The following is a 19,045-nucleotide window of genomic DNA, read 5'->3' as shown; positions in this document are numbered from 1 at the left end:
TCAGACAATTTCCGCGTCATAACCCATGAAAAAATTCGGGTTTTGGGGTAGCAGCGGTATATACCTTCAAAATTATTCAAAATATCGCTCAACCCTACCCGCCAATCCGGGCGATTGATGTCAAAAGTTGTGCTTAGTTTAGAGCAATCCAGCTTCGAATTTAAGGGGCGTGCTGCGGGGGTTGGATAAGCGGAGGAGGGGATGTCACTGATATCACATGTTATACCCGCTTGCTTGAAAATTTCACGCGCGAAATCGGCCCATGATACGCTAGGGGTACCTGCAAAGTGATAGGTGCCGCTCTTGCTTGGATCGGTGTGCAATTGTGTTGCCATCGTCATCAGCGCAGCAGCGATATCACGCGCGCAAGTTGGGCCACCGATTTGGTCCGCAACGATACTTAAAGCATCGCATTCAATGCCAAGGCGTAGCATGGTTTTGACGAAATTATTGCCATGCGCAGAGACCACCCAAGAAGTGCGCAGGATGGCGTGAGGGCCGCCAGCTGCGCGCACGCCGTGCTCGCCCGCGAGCTTGGAAGCACCGTAAACGCCAAGCGGGCCAGTGGCGTCATCCTCACGCCATGCTCGCGTGGCAGAGCCATCAAAGACGTAATCTGTCGAGATATGAAGAAAGGGTAAGGCGCGTTTTGCGGCGGCTTTAGCCATTGATATAGGAGCCTCTGCATTGACCCTAAACGCCATTTCAGTGTCTGTTTCCGCGGCATCGACACCCGTCTAGGCAGCGGCGTTGATGATCACATCTGTCTCTGTTTCGGCGCTGATCGCAGCACAAGCGGCAGGGTCGCTGAGATCTGCATCAGTTCGGCTAAGCGCCGTCACGCCGTCGTATCGCTGTAGTTCACGCGCGACTTGTCCGGTTTTGCCAAAGACGAGAACGCGCATCAGCTTAGCGGAACGCTGACGCGGAACTGCAGGGTTTCCATGCCTGGGTTAGGCGTAGACAGGCCAGCGTTCGAGCGGTGATCATAAGACAGGCCATAGCGCAGACCGTTCTTTGTCTGATAGCCAATCTCTGCGCCAGAGCGAATTTCAAACGGATGACCCAGAACCGGCCCAGATCCACGCGTGTAGACACCTGGCATAACGTGCAATTGCGCGTAACCACCCGCACCAGAAGGGCGATCCCAAAAGCGCGTTGTATGTGTCGCACCAAGCCCGACCCATATGTCATTTGTATCTGTCACCGACAGGCCAACAGTGGGCTGGAACGGGCCGAAAGACGTGCCCATATCGTAGCGAACGTAGGCTTCTTGTCCGATAAATTGCTCTTGGAAAATGGTACTGCCTAGTGAAAGCGAAATCGCCTCTTGCGCAGGGGTGCGCCCAAGGCAGCCGGTCTCGCAATCATTGGTCTTCATATCGGTAAGACCGATCACAAAGAAGAGTACCGCGAGACGTCCGTCCATAAAATATTCCTTAAATGCAACTCAGACATACGCAAATCAGGCAAGCCTGTCAGCCCGGTTTCTACATTAAGAATGTCTATTCTGAGTGCGTATTTCGCATGCGAACAAAGACTCCCTATTTCCTGCCAACTTCACAGCTCTAAAATAAGCGCAAAAAAAGGGGGAAGGGATTAGCCTATGTTCAAGCAGTTCCTAATCTGTCTCCAACACCGTCTCGGGCCTGCAACGCGCGCCACCAATCTTCGTTTTCGAGATACCAACGGACGGTTTTTTCCAGCCCTTCTTCCAACGTCACAGAAGGACGCCAATTCAGTTCTTCGCGAATGCGCGTGGGATCAATCGCATAGCGCATGTCATGGCCGGGACGATCAGTGACCAAGACAATCTGCTCGGCATAGGGCGTGTCTTTGGGGCGCATCTGATCGAGATGCGCACAGATCATATGCACAAGGTCGATGTTCTTAGCTTCGTTTTCGCCACCTATATTGTAGCTACGGCCGAGCGCGCCTTTGGTCAGAACCGTCAAGAGCGCATCCGCGTGATCCTCGACATAAAGCCAATCACGAATATTTTCGCCTGCACCGTAAACTGGGATATCTTTGCCCGCGAGCGCGTTGAGGATCACCACAGGCACCAGCTTTTCAGGGAAATGGTGAGGACCATAGTTGTTGGAGCAATTGGTCAACACCACAGGCAGGCCATAGGTCTCCGCCCATGCGCGCACGAGATGATCAGAGGCGGCTTTGCTCGCTGAATAAGGCGAGCGCGGATCGTAGGGCGTGTCCTCGGTGAACATGCCTGTCGCGCCGAGCGAGCCGTAAACTTCATCCGTCGAGATATGATGGAAGCGAAACGTGTCCGGCTTGTCTTGTGCGTTCCAATAGCCGCGCGCGGCTTCGAGCAGCGTGTAGGTTCCCGTCACATTGGTTTAGATAAAGGCACCAGGCCCGTCGATGGAGCGATCCACATGGCTCTCCGCCGCGAGGTGCATGATAGCTTCGGGTTGCGTCTCTTTCAGAATACGATCCATGGCTGCGCGATCACAGATGTCGCCCTGAAAGAAAACATAACTCTCATTATCCGCAACGCTGGCGACGTTATCAAGGCAGGCCGCATAGGTCAGTTTATCGACGTTCACGACGCTATGGCCCTGCGCAATCGCTGCGCGCACAACTGCGGACCCAATAAAGCCCGCTCCACCTGTGATAAGTATTTTCATCTGCTCTACCCCTCGAAAATAAAGGGCGAGTCAAAATCCTTTAGCAAAGGTGCTGCCCTGTCCTTGTCAGACAAGATTGCGCTCAAAGGGTCAATGCCCCAATCAATGCCAATGTCAGGATCATCAAAGCGCACGGCACCATCGCATTCTGGCACATAATAATCGTCGCATTTGTAAATAATCTCTGTGTTGGGTTCTAAAGTAACAAAACCGTGCAGGAACCCATACGGGATCAGCAGCTGCACACCATTCTCAAAGCTCATCTCAGCGCTGGTCCATTGCCCGTAGGTCGGAGAGCCTTTGCGAATATCCACCGCCACATCCAACAAACGCCCACGTCCACAGCGCACCAATTTAGTCTGCGCATGAGGCGGAGCTTGAAAGTGCAAACCGCGAACGGTGCCTGCTTTGGCGCTAATCGAGTAATTATCCTAAACGAAATCAAACGACAGACCAATCTCTTCAAAGCGCCGCTTGGAATAGCTCTCGCAGAAGAAGCCACGTTCATCCCCGAAGCGCTGGGGAATAACAGCCAGCACATCCAGTACTTTTGTTCGATCAACTTTCATACTCATACCTTCACTCTTCTTATCTTCACTCGAAAACATTAACCCAAATTTACTAACATAAAGTGTCAAATAGGTGGCCCCTTCGTGAAATGATTTGCGAGTACGTTGACCACATTCAAGACTTTGCTCCATACAACCACCAAACAAGCAATAAGGGAAACCCCCGTGAAAATCGCAATGATCGGGACAGGCTATGTGGGTCTCGTCTCTGGTGTCTGTTTTTCGGACTTCGGCCACGATGTGGTCTGTGTCGACAAAGACCCAAAGAAAATCGAGATGCTCGAGCGTGGTGAAGTGCCAATTTATGAGCCAGGCCTTGGTGCGCTCATGGCCAAGAATGTCGAGGCAGGACGTTTGTCGTTCACCCTTGATCTGGCCAGTGCCATCGAGGGCGCCGAAGCGGTGTTTATCGCTGTGGGCACACCCACGCGGCGCGGGGACGGGCATGCGGATCTGTCATATGTGATGGCCGCCGCAGAAGAGATCGCGATGATGGCAAAGGATTATGTGGTCGTTGTCACTAAATCCACCGTGCCTGTCGGCACCAATCGCCAAGTCAAACAGACGATAAAAAAGGCCAACCCAGAGCTTGATTTCGATGTCGCCTCTAATCCTGAGTTCCTGCGCGAGGGGGCAGCGATTGATGATTTCATGAAGCCGGACCGCGTTGTCGTCGGCGTGCAGTCTGACAAAGCCGCCGAAGTGATGAACGAGATCTATCGCCCGCTTGAGATGCGCGATTTCCCTGTTGTCGTCACTGATTTGGAATCCGCCGAGATGATAAAATACGCCGCCAACGCGTTCTTGGCGACCAAGATCACCTTCATCAACGAGATTGCGATGCTGTGCGAAAAGGTTGGCGCTGATATCAAACAGGTTTCCAACGGCATGGGCATGGATGCGCGCATCGGCAGCAAGTTTTTGCAAGCTGGCCCCGGTTATGGCGGTTCGTGTTTTCCCAAAGATACCAAGGCGCTCGCACGGATCGGCCAAGAGCACGCCGTGCCAATGCAGATCACTGAAACGGTGATTGGCGTAAATGAAGAGATCAAGCGCCGCATGATCACCAAACTCGAGGACCTCTGCGAGGGCTCTTTCAACGGCAAGATCATCGCCATGCTGGGCGTGACCTTCAAACCCGACACGGACGATATGCGCGACGCCCCTGCCCTGACGATCGTTCCCGCACTTGTCGGTGGCGGTGCCAAAGTGCGCGTGTGCGACCCTCAAGGCCAGCACGAGGGCGAAGCGCTTTTGCCCGGCGTGAACTGGGTTGAGGATCCCTATAAGGCCGCGCAGAACGCTGACCTGTTGGTTGTCTTGACCGAATGGAACGAGTTTCGCGCGCTAGACCTGAAAAAATTAGCGAACAAGATGGCCCTGCCGCGTATGGCCGACCTGCGAAACGTTTATTCCGTCAAGGATGCTAAGCGTGCGGGTTTTGAAGCCTATGACAGCATCGGCCGTGCTGGGTTTATTAAGGACTAACAACATGGCCCCAAAATTCGGCACGAGCGGCGTGCGCGGTCTTGTAAGTGAGCTGACAGAAATACTTGTCCGCGACTACACGCGCGCCTTTCTAACCGCCTGCAATACAGGACCCCAACTGTATGTTGGGCAGGACCTACGCCCCTCTTCACCATTGATTACGAAATGGATAATTGAAGAAGCGCTTGCTTGTGGTCTTGATGTATCTGACTGCGGTGCCCTTCCGACACCTGCCTTGGCTTTTGCTGCAAAAGGTGCAGCTGCCATTATGGTCACAGGCAGTCACATTCCAGCGGATCGTAACGGGTTGAAATTCTATCTCCCGAGCGGTGAAATTTCTAAAGCTGATGAAACGCTCATTCTAAAGGCCCTGGGCAGTGCACAACCCACTGGCCCTAAAGGTACCCTCGAGACCAGCGATGCCTCCTCTGCGTTTATTGAACGCTACGAGACCGCTTATGGGCCCAATGCTTTGTCGGACCTCCGTATCGGGGTCTATGAGCATTCCTCGGTTGCGCGTGATATGCTCGTTGAGCTGATGGCGCGTCTTGGCGCTCAAACAGTCTCTATCGCGCGCTCAGACACTTTTATTCCAGTCGATACAGAAGCGTTGGATCCCGAAACACAGACCCTCTTCGCAGGGTGGATAAAGGAGCATCGCCTTGATGTGCTCGTCTCCACAGACGGTGACGCTGATCGCCCGATGCTTGTGGATGAAAGCGCATGTGTGGTGCCAGGGGATGTGCTCGGCGTGTTGACGGCCCAAACCTTGAAAGCAGACATCATTTGCACGCCTGTGTCCTCAAACACGCAAGTCGAGACCCTCTTTGAGTCTGTAGCCCGCACACGTATCGGCTCACCTCATGTCGTCGCGGCGATGGAAGATGCCTTAGCAAAAGACCCTGCCGCGAAAGTCATCGGCTATGAAGCCAATGGTGGCTTTCTGCTTGGGTTTGAAGCACAGGGAAATACAGGGCCACTTGCCCCTTTGATCACCCGCGATTGCCTCTTACCGCTCATCGCGCCTATTGCCGCTGCAAACGCACTGAAGCAGCCTGTCTCTGCGCTGCTCAAAGCATTGCCAAAACGCTTCACTGCGGCAGATCGTTTGCAAGGCATTCCAACACAGGCTTCCGCTCAATTTTTACAAGATATATCTTCTAATGCAGCAACCCGTGCCGCCTTCGTTGACACCTCTAGTCCCGAAGTCCAGACAGACGTCACCGATGGGCTACGTGTAACGTTCGGAAATGGCGACATTGTCCATTTGCGCTCCTCGGGGAACGCGCCTGAGTTTCGCTGCTATACAGAGTCTTCCAGCCCCTCAGCCGCCACCAAACTACTGTCGTTACACCTTAGCAAACTACAAGCCGCGCTCAATTAGACGCAACGCGCGCTCAGGTTACACTCAGCTAAGAAATATGAAGCACCGTCTGGACCAGTTTCAAACCCTGACGGAGAGCCCCCAATGTCCCAATCCAGTGCCCGCCTTACCTTGCCGTTCATCCAAGCCGCGCAAGCGCAAAAACACGTCACCCATAACGAGGCGGTGCGCGCGCTCGATATGCTCGTACAGCTCAGCTTTGAGGATGATGCGCAAACCGCGCCACCCGCCAGCCCGAGCGAGGGGCAGTGCTATGTGATCCCCAATGGTGCGAGCGGTGATTGGATAGGACAAGACGGTGCGATTGCCGCGTTCCTCGATGGGCTCTGGCAGTTTCACACACCGCGCATCGGATGGCGTGGGTATGTGGTCGCGCGCGCTGTAATGGTTGTCTTTGACGGCACCGATTGGCAAGAACTCACGCCGAGCCAAATCCAAAGCGCAAACCTGTTTGGCCTTGGCATGAACGCCGATCCTTCTGTCCCGTTCGCTGCGAGACTGAACGCCGCTCTGTGGAGCGCGCTTTATAACGGTGATGGCGGCACGGGTAGCTTGATACAGACCCTAAACCGCGAAAACGGTACCTCGGATGTGGGCCTCATCCTGCAAGATGATTTCCAAACGCGAGCCTTGATTGGTCTGTTTGGCGACAGCAAATTGCGCTTTTCTGTTAGCCCCGATGGCAATGCTTTCAACGACGCGCTTTGCATTGATCAAGCCACAGGCATCGCCGATCAACCCCGCCTGCCCCGCTTCAAAGCCCATACCAATTACGACAATTACGTTGGCGTTGGCACATGGACCAAGCTTGGTATCAACGTGGCTGAAAACAATGATCAGGCTTGCTTTGGTCCAAGCACAAATTGCTTTACAGCGCCGCTTGATGGCACCTATCTGCTGGGCGCCAGCCTGATGTATAAAACCAACGGCAACGCGGGTGCGCGCATGCAAGGACGGCTTGTGCTGAACGGAACAACTGCGATTCCTGGCACCACCTCCGAGGCTTCCGGCACACATAATTCCGAAACAACCACCCTGCCCTTGCAAACCCTCTCGCCGCTTAGTGCAGGTGATACGATCGAACTTCAGGGCAATTTTCGCGCCTTTGATGGCTACATGAAAGCAGATGAAACCTGCTTCTGGGGCACAAAGATCGGCTGATTTGTTTCGCGCGCGAAACATTTGCGCGCGCGTTACGCCGCCTTGCCTTTACCACGGCTGCGCGCCATATCTCTGGGCAAGACGCGCAGCAGGAGACACGTCATGAGCAGCCCTATCCTTGTCACCGGCAGCGCCGGATTTATTGGCTATCATCTGTGTCAGCGTTTGCTTGCGGATGGGTTTAATGTGATCGGGCTCGATGCGATGACCGATTACTACGACGTCTACTTGAAAGAGAAGCGCGCGAGCCTGCTCAAAGCACACAAAGGCTACACCCCTGTGATCGCCCGTCTTGAGGCACCAAAGGTTCTGGAAAACCTGCTCGCCATGCACAAACCTCGCATGGTCGTGCATCTCGCTGCACAAGCGGGCGTGCGCTATTCCATTGATGCGCCGCGCTCTTACGTGGAGAGCAACATCAACGGCACGTTCGAGCTGCTCGAGGCCGCGCGCCATCACACGCCTGAGCATTTGCTGATCGCCTCTACCTCTTCGGTTTACGGCGCCAACACCGAGATGCCCTACCGCGAAGTGCATAAGGTCGACACGCAAATGTCCTTCTACGCCGCCACCAAAAAGGCGACAGAGGCGATGGCGCAGACTTATGCGCATCTCTACAACATTCCAACGACGATGTTCCGCTTTTTCACGGTCTATGGCCCTTGGGGGCGCCCTGATATGGCCCTGTTCAAATTCACCGATGCGATCCTGAATGATCGCCCGATCGATGTGTATAATCACGGCGATATGCTGCGCGACTTTACTTACGTGACCGACCTTGTGGATGCTGTGCGCCGCTTGATGGATGCCGTTCCGGGCGATGCGCCTGTGAGCGAGGCTGACAATCTCTCTGCGATTGCGCCGTGGCGAGCGGTAAATATCGGCAATGGCTCCCCAACCAAGCTCACTGACTTTATCGAGGCGCTGGAAGAGGTGCTTGGGAAGAAAGCTGAGCAAAACATGCTCGATATTCAGCCTGGTGATATGCCGAGCACTTGGGCGGATGCCACCCTCATGCAGGATTTGATCGGCCCAATGAACAACACCGATTTAAAGGATGGCGTTGCGAAGTTCGTGAAATGGTATAACGCCGAATATAGAACCTAGCGCCCGCTTAATCGCACTACTTCGCGCACCGTTGCGAATAGGATTTTCAAATCGCTCCAAAACGAAACAGATCGCGCGTATTGCGTATCTAATGCAACGCGGTGTTCATAGCTAAGTGCATTGCGGCCAGACACCTGCCAAAGCCCTGTAAGCCCCGGACGCATCTGCAAATAGGCATGTCGTTGCGCGCCATAGCGATTGAGTTCCAAAGCAGGTACAGGACGCGGGCCAACAAGGCTCATCTCCCCTTTCAGAACGCACCAAAGCTGCGGCAGCTCATCAAGGCTGGAGCGACGCAGAATACGCCCAAGCGGAGTAATTCTCGGGTCACATACGTCTTTGTAAGCAGCGCAGACACGAACCGCATCAGCACGCATTGTACGAATTTTCAAACACCGAAAACTGCGCCCGAATTGACCAACGCGTTCATCTGAAAAACCTCCAAAACCAGTCTCTAACCTTGCCAAAATCCAAAGAAACGTGATGAGCGAGCCCCAGACAGGAAACAACGCAACAACGAACGCCAGATCAAACATCCGTTTGCCAAAGCGTGTGTATATCCCAAACACAGGCCCGCGCGCATGCGATGGGAATCCCCTGCCCTTTTCAATCTCACAATACGCCATCAGCAAAGTCCCTCACCACTTGGCCAGACATTACCGCACACGTCTTAAGTAATTCTAAAAGCGCCTTACAAGCCAAGTGTAAAGCGTGCTTCACTGACGCTAGACTTAAAGCAATTACCGTAAAAAGTGAGACGCGCCAGTCTTTTTACTCTATGAAAAGGTCATTAATTAGTATTGTTGGTCTCATCGTTTATTCATGGGGATGAAAAATGGATCTAAATACACTCTCGCTCAAAGAGCTGAAAAAACTACGCAAAGACGTTGATAAAACGATCACAGATTTCAAAGATCGTAAAAAACGCGAAGCACTGGCAGAATTGGAAAAGAAAGCCGCTGAATTGGGCTTTTCTCTGTCTGATCTTGCCAATGTTGGCAAAGTCAAAAAGGTCAGTGCACCGAAGTATCGCAATCCAAAGGATAGCGATCAGACGTGGACGGGTCGTGGTCGTATCCCACAGTGGATGAAAGATCTTGAGGCCGCTGGCGGTTCTCGCGACGACGCGCTGATCTAGAGCTGTTGCGTTCTTTCAGACTCAAAAAGTAAAAGAAAACGCGTTCGACCAACGGGAGAGGAAGCGTTCTTCTGTTTCCTTATGAACGCGACATGCTCAACTTACGTGCGCGAATAGGCATCCTCGTAACGGATGATGTCATCTTCGCCCAAGTAACTTCCTGTCTGCACTCCAATCAAGGTCATATTCACCTTGCCGCGGTTCTCCATCCGGTGGATCGCGCCGAGGGGAATAAAGACAGACTGGTTCTCACCGACCATTTTCACCTCATCATCGATGGTGACGTGGGCTGTGCCCTCGACCACGATCCAATGCTCTGCGCGGTGCACGTGGCTTTGCAAGCTGAGCTGACTGCCCGGCGTTACAACAATGCGCTTCACCTGAAAGCGCGGGCCCATCGCGAGTGAATCAAACCAACCCCAAGGGCGGTGATCCCGAGTGAACTGATCCGCTTGTTTCGCACCTTTCTCTCGCAGCGCCGTCACCGCCGCTTTGACGTCCTGCACACGTCGGCGATCTGCGACCAGCACAGCATCAGGCATCGCCACCGCGATGATGTTCTCAAGCCCTATGCCAACCAGTTCTTGCCCCTCAGCAGTGGACCATAAAAGACTGTCTTTGCAGTCAACAGAAGTCGCTTCACCGACCAAGGCAGTCCCAAGCGCGTCTTTGTCAGTGATGCGCCGCAAGGCTTCCCAATCGCCCAGATCAGACCACCCATCCGAAAACGCCAGAACCTGAAGGTTATCCGCCTTTTCCATAATCGCGTAATCGAGCGAAATCTTCGGGCATTGCGCAAAGGCACTCGCATCAAGGCGGCGAAAGCCAAGGTCTTGCTTGGCATTATCCAATGCCGCTTGAGCAGGGGCCATCATCTCAGGAGCATGCTGCGCAAATGCGTCACAAATCGCCCTTACAGAGACTAAAAAGATACCAGCGTTCCACAAAAATTGACCAGAGGCGAGCATCGCTTTTGCGCGCGCAAGCTCTGGCTTTTCGATGAACGCTTTGAGCGGTTCTGGCGCGTCCTTTGGGTGATCTTCTCCGCTGAGTTCGAGATAGCCATAACCCGTTTCAGGGCGATCAGGCGTAATACCAAACGTTACGATTGATCCCGCTTCAGCCGCTAGAATTGCAGCATCCACCGCTTGGCGAAACGCTTGCGTCTCGGGGATTGCATGATCAGCAGGCGCAATCAACATCAGCCCGTCAGGATCGCTCGCTTGCAAGAACAGCGCGGCAATCAAGACCGCAGGCGCCGTGTCGCAGGGGGAGGGTTCAATAAAGATCGCCTCGGGCAATACGCCAGCACCCCCCATCTGTTCCGTCACGATGAAACGATAGTCTTCTGATGTTAGTAAAACAGGGCGACGAAACCCTTTACCCGCGAGACGTTTGACCGTGGATTGAAACAGCGTATCAGGCTGGCCGAGATCTGCAAATTGCTTGGGATAGCTTTTGCGCGACAGCGGCCAAAGCCGCGTGCCCGACCCACCTGCGAGAAGAACCGGAGTAATCATAACCAATGCCTTTGCCTGCCTTACCTGCTTGCATAGCGTCCTCATTGGGCGAAAGTTTGGCAAGGGGGTGTTAAGAGATAAATGTTTCGCGCGCGAAACAAATGAAAGTTAGGCCCACGTTTTGAGCCATTGCAAAAGATCGCTGTAGAGCATCGGATCAACCCGTTTACCTTGCAGGGTGATCGCGCTGCCGGTGGTGCTGACTTGAACACCATCAATGGGCGAAACGCTTCTGACTTTTGCCTTGCTCACCTTTGGGCTCATAGGCTTTTCTTCAGTCTCTAAACACTGCTTTAGAGCCTCATTGAGAGCGTCTTGCTCTGCCTGTGCGCTCTGGGGATCGGCGACGCGCAAAGCAGAACTCATGCGACGTGGGGCATAGGGATCGCTGAGCAAAGCTTTGCTCAGCTGAAGGCCAAAACGTTCGCCCAATTCGGCAGGAAAACGCAAGTGATCGCCTAGGGCTTGCACCAGTGGAATGAAAGATTTCACCTTGGAGCGCTTGGCGCGCGAAGCGGTTGAAAACAGACTCTGCAAGGCGCTTTTGTGACTGTCAAAGACACTCGCTTCAACAGATTTCACCACGATACGCGCGCGCTCAAAATAACTGAGGCCAACGCGGATTTCGTTTTCTTCGATCATCGCAATATAGGCATCTGGCGCTTCACGCGGGGCAGTTATGATCGCTTTGGCCGCGTCGGCACCATTGGCGCGCAAAGCTTGCAGACGGCGCCAGCCAGAGATCAGACCGTAGCGATCCTTGCCAAGCTCGACGACTTCGATCGGGGTTTGCTGACCACGTGCTTGGATGCTGGTTTTCAGCGCCTCCATGTCTTCACCATCCACCACAACGCGGTCGCGCACGAGGTAGGTTTCATCGATCTGGCTCAGAGGGATGGGCGTAATCATCCGCCCTTCCGCACGCGCACGGCGCAGGGTCTCGGAGAGTTCCTCAAGTGCTGCGGTGGCAGAAGCGTCGCCAGCGACGCTGGCAATAGGTGGGGCAGGGTGGGGCGAAAGACCGGTGATGGATTTGGTTTCCAGCGGTGTGTCATCCGCACTGCGTGGTTGCGCAGGTGCCAGGCGTTTGCGTTTGGCCATTATGTGTTCTCCTTTGAAAAGGACGCAGGGAAACGGATGGGCGTGAAATTATGGTTAAGCATCGGAACGCTCCCGAGCGAGTTCATCGCGGCGCCAAACACCCAGCAGCAGTTCCTTGAAGGCCGCATAGGTCGCATCAAATGTTTCGCGTCCACGCACATAAGTCTCGCGGTTGAAATCGCGGTAGTCGGCCTCGTAGATGCCGCTGACCTGTTCGCCAGCTTGCCCGATGAGTGCGGTGAAGTCTTGGCGATGCGGGCTAAGGGTGCGGCCAAGGTAGGCTTGCATAAGACCCGCCAGTTCTGCCTGCTGCGCACCATCATAGCGCGTGATCACGGCGCGCACGGCGTCCCATTCGAACGCGAGCTCATCACGCCCCAATGCACGGGCGGCTATATTTTCACCCTCTTCGATACTGGCAAAGGTCGAATGCAGCATGTCGAAAAAACGGCCTGTGGAGTCGAACTCTAGGAACGACGCACCTAGGGGGACCAAGAGAATGTCAGAGGCTGCAAGACCGTTGATCGTGAGGTAGCCGAGGGCAGGGGGGGTGTCGATGAAGATCAGGTCGTATTTGTCGAGCACGCCGTCGGCCTCAAGGCTTTCGGTGAGGGCATCCCAAAGCTTCCAGCCGCGCGCTTGCATGCGCCAGACAGGGATCTGGAATTCCGCCCAATAAAGGTTCAACTGGGCGCCGATGAGGTCGATGTTAGGCCAATGGGTTGGTTTGATGAGATCGTTGGCGGTGATATTGAGCGCCTCAGATAGGGTATCATCAAGGGGCAGGGGCTGTTCGCCACGCTCAAGGCGCTTTTGGTTTTCAACGCGCAGATGCTGGCCATAGTGACGCGCGAGCAGGGGAAAGACAGTGCCCCATTCATCGTCAACCTTGCCGCCGAAAATGGAGGTCATGGAGCCTTGGCTATCGAGATCGAGCACGAGGACTTTGTAACCATCAAGTGCGGCGGACATAGCCAGATGCGCGGCAGTGGATGTCTTGCCAACGCCGCCTTTGAAGTTCGCCACAGCAACCATTTTCGCAGGCAACCCTTCGGGACGGTAAGGCTGGTATTCTTTCGCCTTGGATCCGCCGCTGGCGAAGTGCGCACGCAGGCGCAGAACTTCGTCCAAGGTGAACCATTTGGCGCCGCCGTCGGTCTCGCTGGTGCCCTGGGGCAGCTCTGGGTTTTGTTTCAGCACACGGCGAAAATGGGCCTGCGCGACGGGGATCAGATACTTGGTGATTTCCCACGTGGAGAAGAGGCGCAGCTGTTTGCGCCCATCCTCGTTCATTCCCCGAGAGGCCAGGTCATCACGGCCAGACGCACATGCTTGAGCAATGCTCGCGAAGCCGTCTGTTGTGACTGGCCCCTCCAAAGCAGCAAGTGCCTTGTCAGGGTTAATGTTGAAATATGGAGGCTGCTCTGCCTTAATGTCTTTGGCCATGATGTATCCCATGTTGCCTAGATGTGCGCTGTTTTGTTCAATGTACGCGAAAACACATCACATGGAAGCAAAACCTTCACAACACTCGCTTTTTCTAAGTAAATCCAAGGGGTTTTTAGAGGAAACAGAGGGTTTTTGGGGAGTGATGTGGAAAAAAGTCCTGTTATGAATCTGTTATTGATTCAGTTATGGGAATTCGTCGTTTCCTATAAGTATCTGATTTTGTATGTTTTAATCATTGTTGTGTCTCAAGCACCGACTCTGAACCCACGATAAGGCGACTCTAAAACCACGTCAAAGCGACTCTGATCCCACGATCTGATTGGCCCTCAGGTTCTCGAATCGTAGACGCAGCCTGTGGATAACTTTAGGCTAGGTGTTAATGAAAACACGAATCCCGTGACGTGAGACTTGCCCGTTTAATGAGGCGAGCCCTGATCGAGGCAGTAGAGCAGTATAATGGCACATACATTTCCGGCTTTAGGGCTGGGTTCTGACAGGTTAGATCCTTTGAGGCACCCCACACGCGATTTTTTCGTGTGCGATATCTTTGACGCGCTTCCCAAGGATGACATGGCGAGCATGGAGCATCCGATGTTCTCGCTCTCGACGCGGCCTGATAAGCGCATCCTGAGTTACGAACATAACGGGACAGAGATCACAGTGACGCCTTCGGTCAAGGGCCTCGCGACGCTGCATGACAAGGACATCCTGATTTACTGTATCAGCCAGTTGATGGCGGCGCTGAATGCGGGGCGTGAAATTTCGCGCACCCTCACTTTGCGCGCGCATGATCTGTTGGTGGCGACGAACCGCGAAACATCGGGTGATGGCTACAAGCGCCTGCGCGAAGCGTTTGAGCGGCTGGCGGGGACACGCATTACGACGAACATGATGACGGGCGGGCAAGAGGTCACGAGCGGCTTTGGTCTGATCGAGAGCTGGCAGATTGTGCGCGCCAGTAGAGGCGGGCGGATGGTGTCGGTCTCTGTTGTGCTCTCAGAGTGGCTGTTTCGCGCCGTAGAGAGCAAATCGGTGCTGACGCTGAGCACAGACTACTTCCGGCTGCGCAAACCGCTGGAGCGGCGCATTTACGAGCTCGCGCGCAAACACTGCGGGCGCCAGAAATCATGGCGGGTCTCTGTTGAGGTGCTTTTGAAGAAATCAGGCTCTGCGTCGCCGCGACGGGTGTTTCGCAAGATGATCCGCGATATGATTAAGGCGGACCATTTGCCGGGCTATGAGATGTCTGAGGAAGAGGGGGATCTTATTCGATTCTCTGCGCGCGGATCGGTGGTTGAGGATGCTCTGCATCTGCCGCCTCTCTCAAACGATGCGATCGAAGCAGCCCGCGCTTTGGCACCGGGCATGGATGTTTATGTGCTAGAGGCCGAGTGGCGCGATTTCTGGGCGCGCTCGGGCAAGCCGCGGTTGCGCTCAAGCGATGCGGCCTTTGTGGGTTTTGTGAAGGCGCGCGGGGAGAGGTGAGGCATGCAGCAGCATGTGCCCGCGTGAAACTGACGTTAAGCGCGAGAAAGACCCCTTGATCGGTTATTGACAATACCGTAGCGGGAAAGCCTGATAAGATTTTTTAGAAATCTATTTTATAATATGAGTACCCCATGGCGCGTTTACCGGTCATTTTGTTGTGCGTTGTTTCGTTGATCCTGCTGACGCCAGTATGGATCATCCTGTTTGCGCTTGTGTACCGCGAAGACCGGTCTTTTCCGATTCTAAAACAAGAGCGGATTGGCAAGAACAAGGTCCCTTTCTCTTGCTATAAGATACGCACGATGAAAACGAGCACCGCCACAGTTGCCTCGCATCAGGCGTCTTATGAAGAAGTGACAAAGGTGGGTAAATTTCTGCGCCGTACGGGCATTGATGAGTTGCCCCAGATCGCCAATGTTTTGTTCGGGGATATGAATATCGTCGGCCCGCGTCCTTGCTTGCCCTCGCAGACTGCTCTGATCGAGGCGCGTGATGCGCAAAATGTCTATAGCGTGCTGCCGGGCATCACAGGTTTGGCACAGGTGCAAGGCTTGGACATGTCCGACCCGGAGCGCTTGACCAAGATCGACAGTGACTATGTGCAAGGTCGCACCCTTTGGCTTGATATTCAGATCATCTGGGCAACGGTGCGTGGCAAAGGTGCAGGTGATGCCATCAAACCCTGATAAAGCTGTGCTGGTGACGGGGGCCAACGGGTTCGTCGGGCGCCATCTGTGCGCGCATCTTGAGGGGCAAGGGCACGATGTGCGCCGTATCCAACGCTCTGGTGATTTAGGTACGCATAGCTGGCGCGTGTCTGATCTGGCGCAAGAGGACATCCCAAGCATTGCGTTTGATGGGGTTGAGACATTGATCCACCTTGCGGCTAGCATGGGGGGGGAGGCGTCTGATCCTGAGGGCGCTAAAACGGCTTTGATGGCGGCGCGCGTGGTGCGTGCGGCCTGCGCCCATGGGGTGAAGCGGGTCATTGTGCTCAGTTCTGTGTCTGTGCGCCTTGCGCAAGATGCTCCGAGCAAGGCGCGTGCCTATGCTTTGCAGAAAAAAAGTGCGGAAGAGGCGGCGTTAAGCGGGCTTGAAGACGGGGTGCATTGCGTGATCCTGCGTCCGCCAGTGATCTACGGACACGGTGCGCGGGGAAGTTTCGGGACGCTACTGGCTTTGGTGCGCCGTGCACCGCTGCTCCCCCTGAAGAATGCCGATGCGCCGCGCAGCTATTTATCGCGCGCCAATCTGTCGGATTTGATCGCCCTACTGCTCAGCGCCAGTGATGCGCAGTGGCACGCACAGCATGGCAAAGCGTTTGAGCCTCATGATGGGGCAGATGTGTCCACACGCGCGCTTGTGCGGATGATTGCACAGCAGCTTCAGCGTAGGGTGATTTTATTCAGTGTGCCCAAGCCTCTTATCCGCTGGGCTGGTAGGCTGACGGGAAAAAGGGATCAGGCAGACGCGATTTTCGAACCGCTGATGTGCGAAGATATCGAGGTGTTGGACACCGCCTTTGGGTGGCACCCACACGAGCAGATGCCCGCAAGCCTGAAGTTTCTAAAGCGTGCTGCAGACAGGCACGACCCATAGTCTGATAACCACATTTGGTGTTTATCTTAGGGCTTTCCCCTATTTATGGTTGCGTGTTGGGGGTTTGCGCGACTAGGTACAGGGGTATTGATCTAGTCATAGAGACGTAGGATGATTCCTAAATTCAGAAGCCTCATGTTTGTCCTTTTGAGTCTGACCCTTATGGGGTGCTCATTGCCACGAGGGGCGGCTTTGCAATCTGAAATCATTAAGGTCAAAGACGATGAAACCGCCGAGTTCGCGGTCTACCCTGTCACCAAAGAGTTGCTGCCGCGCATTAACAAATGGCCGCGTACGGGCAATGTGAGCCGCTACAAGTGGTTAGGGAAGCGTCAGGGGCCAAGTGGACGGGTTATTTTGCCGGGCGATTCCGTGTCCATGTCGGTCTGGGACAGTGATCCGAATTCGCTGCTGACCTCGGGTGGGCAGAAAGTGGCGCAGATCCAGCCAAGCCGTGTCTCCACGAACGGTGAAATCTTCTTGCCCTATGTGGGCACGATCAAAGTGTCGGGCATGTCCGAAGCGCGCGCGCGTGAAAAAGTACAGGACGCGTTCATGGCCGTCTCGCCCTCTGTGCAAGTCCAATTGAGTGCAGACGCAGGAAGCCGGCATTCGGTCGATCTGGTCTCTGGTGTGAACAAGCCGGGTTCCTTCCCGCTGGAAGAGCGCAACACGACCGTTTTGAAAGCGCTCTCTCTTGGCGGGGGCGCGAAGGATAATTTCGAGAACCCGCAGATCCGCGTGCTGCGGGGCAACATCACCTATGCGATCGCACTCGACAAGCTTTTGAAGTCTCCCGCGCTTGACACAACGCTGGTGAGCGGTGACAAGATCGTGGTGGCCGAAGATGAAAGCTACTTCCTCGCGCTTGGCGCGACAGGCAAGGAAGAGCTGATCACCTTCCCCAATGATCATGTGACAGCACTGGATGCGGTCGCGCTTATGGGGGGCGTGTCTGACAGCCGTGCGGACATCAAAGGCATTTTGATCTTACGTGAATATAGCGCCAATGCGGTGCGCGCAGACAGTATAAAAGGGCCCTCTGACAAGCGGGCGATCTTTACGCTGGATCTGGCAAGTGCGGATGGTGTGTTCAGTGCCGGCCAGTTCCATGTGAACCCCAAGGACGTTGTTTATGCGACTGAAAGCCCGGTCAACAACGTGCGCACGGTTCTGAGCCTTGTTGGCTCTGTCTTCGGTGTGGCGAGTGCGGCAAGTTCAGCTACGAATTAAAGCTGCGCGAAAAGCGACCGGGAAAAAAAGAGCTCCGTCATCCCTTTGAGTGATTTGGGCGAGTCCTGTGTCTGACAGAGCGTATTAAAGTAGTGTGTTTTGGCAGAGGGAGGGTTGCCCTCTTGGCGTCGATGGGCTGTAAACAAAGGATGATGTCATCCCCATCTCATGAAACGGCTAGCCTGCGCCCGCCTCGTTTTTTAACGCTGCGGACGGTTATTGCCTTAATGTTGCGTGAGATGGGATCGACCTATGGCCGTTCTCCAGGGGGCTATTTTTGGGCGATCGCACAGCCGATCGGCATGATTATGGTTTTGGCACTGGCTTTTGGCCTGCTGTTTCGAAGCCCGTCTTTGGGCACAAGCTTTATTCTGTTCTACAGCACAGGATTTCTACCGTTTGATTTATATAACCAGCTTCAAAGTAAGATTTCGAGCTCATTGATTTATTCTCGTGCAATGCTGGCATATCCACGCGTGACATGGCTTGATACGATTTTGGCTCGTTTTGTATTGAATACGATCACTTTGCTGACAGTGTTTTGCATTGTCATCACGGGTATCTTGCTTGTCGTAGACACGCATACGATTATTTCAATTACGCCTATTTTACTTGGCCTATCGATGGCAGCCGCCCTTGGACTTGGGGTGGGGTTGATGAATTGTTTGTTGGGCGGGCTGTTTCCTGTTTGGGATATTTTGTGGCGGATCATAATGCGCCCAATGTTCATGGCTTCAGGCGTTTTGTTTATTTTCGAGGATATGCCGCGCTTCGTGCAGACTATTTTGTGGTGGAACCCTGTTTTCCATGTAACTGGACTAATGAGGATGGGATTTTACCAGACTTACAGCGCTGATTATATCTCGTTGAGATACGGCTTTGGTGTAGCGTTTGTTCTCATGGCGGCAGGCTTGTTGTTCCTTCGCGCCAACTACCAACGCGTACTTGAAAAGTGATGCTAGGGCTGGTGAAAACTGGTTGTGCTGGTTAGGTTCTTTGTGAAGATTGAAGGTTTGAAGCAGTGGAAACTATATCATCATGAGTGACACGCCCCCTTCTCCTGCCGCTGCTGCCAAGCCTGCCGCTGCCGCCAAGCCTGCCGCTGCCGCCAAGCCTGCCGCTGCCGCCAAGCCTGCTGCTGCCGCCAAGCCTGCTGCTGC

15 protein-coding genes and 3 pseudogenes are annotated in these 19,045 nt (G+C 54.3%); 10 read left to right on the top strand and 8 right to left on the bottom strand.

Annotated features, from left to right (window positions below; translation table 11 throughout):
* The 4 genes and pseudogenes from rfbD to rfbC form a co-directional block, all read right to left on the bottom strand.
* Positions 1-905 (bottom strand): annotated as a pseudogene (gene rfbD / locus PFRI_RS17865) (dTDP-4-dehydrorhamnose reductase); the annotation flags it as partial.
* Positions 905-1,429 (bottom strand): acyloxyacyl hydrolase, encoded by a 525-nt coding sequence (locus tag PFRI_RS17855; protein WP_072632059.1) that lies wholly within the window; start codon positions 1,427-1,429, stop codon positions 905-907. The gene PFRI_RS17855 and the pseudogene rfbD, both read right to left, overlap by 1 nt.
* Before the next feature lie 181 nt (positions 1,430-1,610).
* Positions 1,611-2,648 (bottom strand): annotated as a pseudogene (gene rfbB, locus PFRI_RS17850) (dTDP-glucose 4,6-dehydratase).
* A 5-nt stretch (positions 2,649-2,653) separates the two neighbouring features.
* Positions 2,654-3,217, bottom strand: a pseudogene (gene rfbC, locus PFRI_RS17845) (dTDP-4-dehydrorhamnose 3,5-epimerase).
* Between the two features lie 165 nt (positions 3,218-3,382).
* Between rfbC and PFRI_RS17840 the strand changes: the two are divergent.
* The 4 genes from PFRI_RS17840 to PFRI_RS17825 all read left to right on the top strand — a co-directional run bounded on the left by PFRI_RS17840 (position 3,383) and on the right by PFRI_RS17825 (position 8,357).
* Positions 3,383-4,705, top strand: a complete 1,323-nt coding sequence (locus tag PFRI_RS17840) for a UDP-glucose dehydrogenase family protein (protein WP_072632058.1) — start codon at positions 3,383-3,385, stop codon at positions 4,703-4,705.
* A 4-nt stretch (positions 4,706-4,709) separates the two neighbouring features.
* Positions 4,710-6,089 carry a phosphomannomutase gene (locus PFRI_RS17835; protein ID WP_072632057.1) on the top strand — a complete coding sequence of 460 codons (1,380 nt, stop codon included), beginning with the start codon at positions 4,710-4,712 and terminating at the stop codon, positions 6,087-6,089.
* An 84-nt stretch (positions 6,090-6,173) separates the two neighbouring features.
* Positions 6,174-7,250, top strand: a complete 1,077-nt coding sequence (locus tag PFRI_RS17830) for a DUF2793 domain-containing protein (RefSeq protein ID WP_072632056.1) — start codon at positions 6,174-6,176, stop codon at positions 7,248-7,250.
* Between the two features lie 102 nt (positions 7,251-7,352).
* Positions 7,353-8,357, top strand: coding sequence for an SDR family NAD(P)-dependent oxidoreductase (locus PFRI_RS17825; RefSeq protein WP_072632055.1), 1,005 nt, complete (start codon positions 7,353-7,355; stop codon positions 8,355-8,357).
* On the opposite strand, the gene PFRI_RS17820 is transcribed toward PFRI_RS17825, so the two are convergent.
* Positions 8,354-8,983: a sugar transferase gene (locus tag PFRI_RS17820; protein ID WP_072632054.1), complete on the bottom strand. Its 630-nt coding sequence runs from the start codon at positions 8,981-8,983 to the stop codon at positions 8,354-8,356. The genes PFRI_RS17825 and PFRI_RS17820 overlap by 4 nt on opposite strands.
* 209 nt (positions 8,984-9,192) lie before the next feature.
* On the opposite strand from PFRI_RS17820, the gene PFRI_RS17815 reads away from it, so the two are divergent.
* Positions 9,193-9,495 (top strand): H-NS histone family protein, encoded by a 303-nt coding sequence (locus PFRI_RS17815; RefSeq protein ID WP_072632053.1) that lies wholly within the window; start codon positions 9,193-9,195, stop codon positions 9,493-9,495.
* Positions 9,496-9,596: 101 nt separating this feature from the next.
* Here PFRI_RS17815 and PFRI_RS17810 read toward each other — a convergent pair whose 3' ends face one another.
* The 3 genes from PFRI_RS17810 to PFRI_RS17800 form a co-directional block, all read right to left on the bottom strand.
* Positions 9,597-11,015 (bottom strand): mannose-1-phosphate guanylyltransferase/mannose-6-phosphate isomerase, encoded by a 1,419-nt coding sequence (locus tag PFRI_RS17810; RefSeq protein WP_072632052.1) that lies wholly within the window; start codon positions 11,013-11,015, stop codon positions 9,597-9,599.
* Positions 11,016-11,123: 108 nt separating this feature from the next.
* Positions 11,124-12,116, bottom strand: coding sequence for a ParB/RepB/Spo0J family partition protein (locus tag PFRI_RS17805; protein WP_072632051.1), 993 nt, complete (start codon positions 12,114-12,116; stop codon positions 11,124-11,126).
* 54 nt (positions 12,117-12,170) lie between these two features.
* The gene (locus PFRI_RS17800; protein WP_072632050.1) at positions 12,171-13,562 is read right to left on the bottom strand and encodes an AAA family ATPase; all 1,392 of its coding nucleotides are present in this window, start codon (positions 13,560-13,562) and stop codon (positions 12,171-12,173) included.
* A 459-nt stretch (positions 13,563-14,021) separates the two neighbouring features.
* On the opposite strand from PFRI_RS17800, the gene PFRI_RS17795 reads away from it, so the two are divergent.
* The 5 genes from PFRI_RS17795 (at position 14,022) to PFRI_RS17775 (ending at position 18,841) form a co-directional block, all read left to right on the top strand.
* On the top strand, positions 14,022-15,050 hold the full coding sequence (locus PFRI_RS17795; RefSeq protein ID WP_072632049.1) for a replication initiator protein A: 1,029 nt from the start codon (positions 14,022-14,024) through the stop codon (positions 15,048-15,050).
* 134 nt (positions 15,051-15,184) lie between these two features.
* Positions 15,185-15,739 (top strand): sugar transferase, encoded by a 555-nt coding sequence (locus PFRI_RS17790; RefSeq protein WP_072632048.1) that lies wholly within the window; start codon positions 15,185-15,187, stop codon positions 15,737-15,739.
* Positions 15,723-16,652: an NAD-dependent epimerase/dehydratase family protein gene (locus tag PFRI_RS17785; protein ID WP_072632047.1), complete on the top strand. Its 930-nt coding sequence runs from the start codon at positions 15,723-15,725 to the stop codon at positions 16,650-16,652. The genes PFRI_RS17790 and PFRI_RS17785 overlap by 17 nt, the downstream gene beginning before the upstream one ends.
* 192 nt (positions 16,653-16,844) lie before the next feature.
* Positions 16,845-17,885 (top strand): polysaccharide biosynthesis/export family protein, encoded by a 1,041-nt coding sequence (locus PFRI_RS17780; RefSeq protein ID WP_245812453.1) that lies wholly within the window; start codon positions 16,845-16,847, stop codon positions 17,883-17,885.
* Between the two features lie 152 nt (positions 17,886-18,037).
* Positions 18,038-18,841, top strand: a complete 804-nt coding sequence (locus PFRI_RS17775) for an ABC transporter permease (protein ID WP_111445582.1) — start codon at positions 18,038-18,040, stop codon at positions 18,839-18,841.
* Positions 18,842-19,045: the final 204 nt, after the last annotated feature.

Source organism: Planktotalea frisia (assembly GCF_001890925.1).
Lineage (GTDB): Bacteria > Pseudomonadota > Alphaproteobacteria > Rhodobacterales > Rhodobacteraceae > Planktotalea > Planktotalea frisia.
This window is presented reverse-complemented; position numbering and strand designations above follow the sequence as displayed.

Coding starts and splice junctions, on each gene's coding strand:
- PFRI_RS17855 (WP_072632059.1), bottom strand. CDS start 1,429: ATGGACGGACGTCTCGCGGTACTCTTCTTTGTGATCGGTCTTACCGAT.
- PFRI_RS17835 (WP_072632057.1), top strand. CDS start 4,710: ATGGCCCCAAAATTCGGCACGAGCGGCGTGCGCGGTCTTGTAAGTGAG.
- PFRI_RS17830 (WP_072632056.1), top strand. CDS start 6,174: ATGTCCCAATCCAGTGCCCGCCTTACCTTGCCGTTCATCCAAGCCGCG.
- PFRI_RS17825 (WP_072632055.1), top strand. CDS start 7,353: ATGAGCAGCCCTATCCTTGTCACCGGCAGCGCCGGATTTATTGGCTAT.
- PFRI_RS17820 (WP_072632054.1), bottom strand. CDS start 8,983: ATGGCGTATTGTGAGATTGAAAAGGGCAGGGGATTCCCATCGCATGCG.
- PFRI_RS17815 (WP_072632053.1), top strand. CDS start 9,193: ATGGATCTAAATACACTCTCGCTCAAAGAGCTGAAAAAACTACGCAAA.
- PFRI_RS17810 (WP_072632052.1), bottom strand. CDS start 11,015: ATGATTACTCCGGTTCTTCTCGCAGGTGGGTCGGGCACGCGGCTTTGG.
- PFRI_RS17805 (WP_072632051.1), bottom strand. CDS start 12,116: ATGGCCAAACGCAAACGCCTGGCACCTGCGCAACCACGCAGTGCGGAT.
- PFRI_RS17800 (WP_072632050.1), bottom strand. CDS start 13,562: ATGGCCAAAGACATTAAGGCAGAGCAGCCTCCATATTTCAACATTAAC.
- PFRI_RS17795 (WP_072632049.1), top strand. CDS start 14,022: ATGGCACATACATTTCCGGCTTTAGGGCTGGGTTCTGACAGGTTAGAT.
- PFRI_RS17790 (WP_072632048.1), top strand. CDS start 15,185: ATGGCGCGTTTACCGGTCATTTTGTTGTGCGTTGTTTCGTTGATCCTG.
- PFRI_RS17785 (WP_072632047.1), top strand. CDS start 15,723: ATGCCATCAAACCCTGATAAAGCTGTGCTGGTGACGGGGGCCAACGGG.
- PFRI_RS17775 (WP_111445582.1), top strand. CDS start 18,038: ATGTCATCCCCATCTCATGAAACGGCTAGCCTGCGCCCGCCTCGTTTT.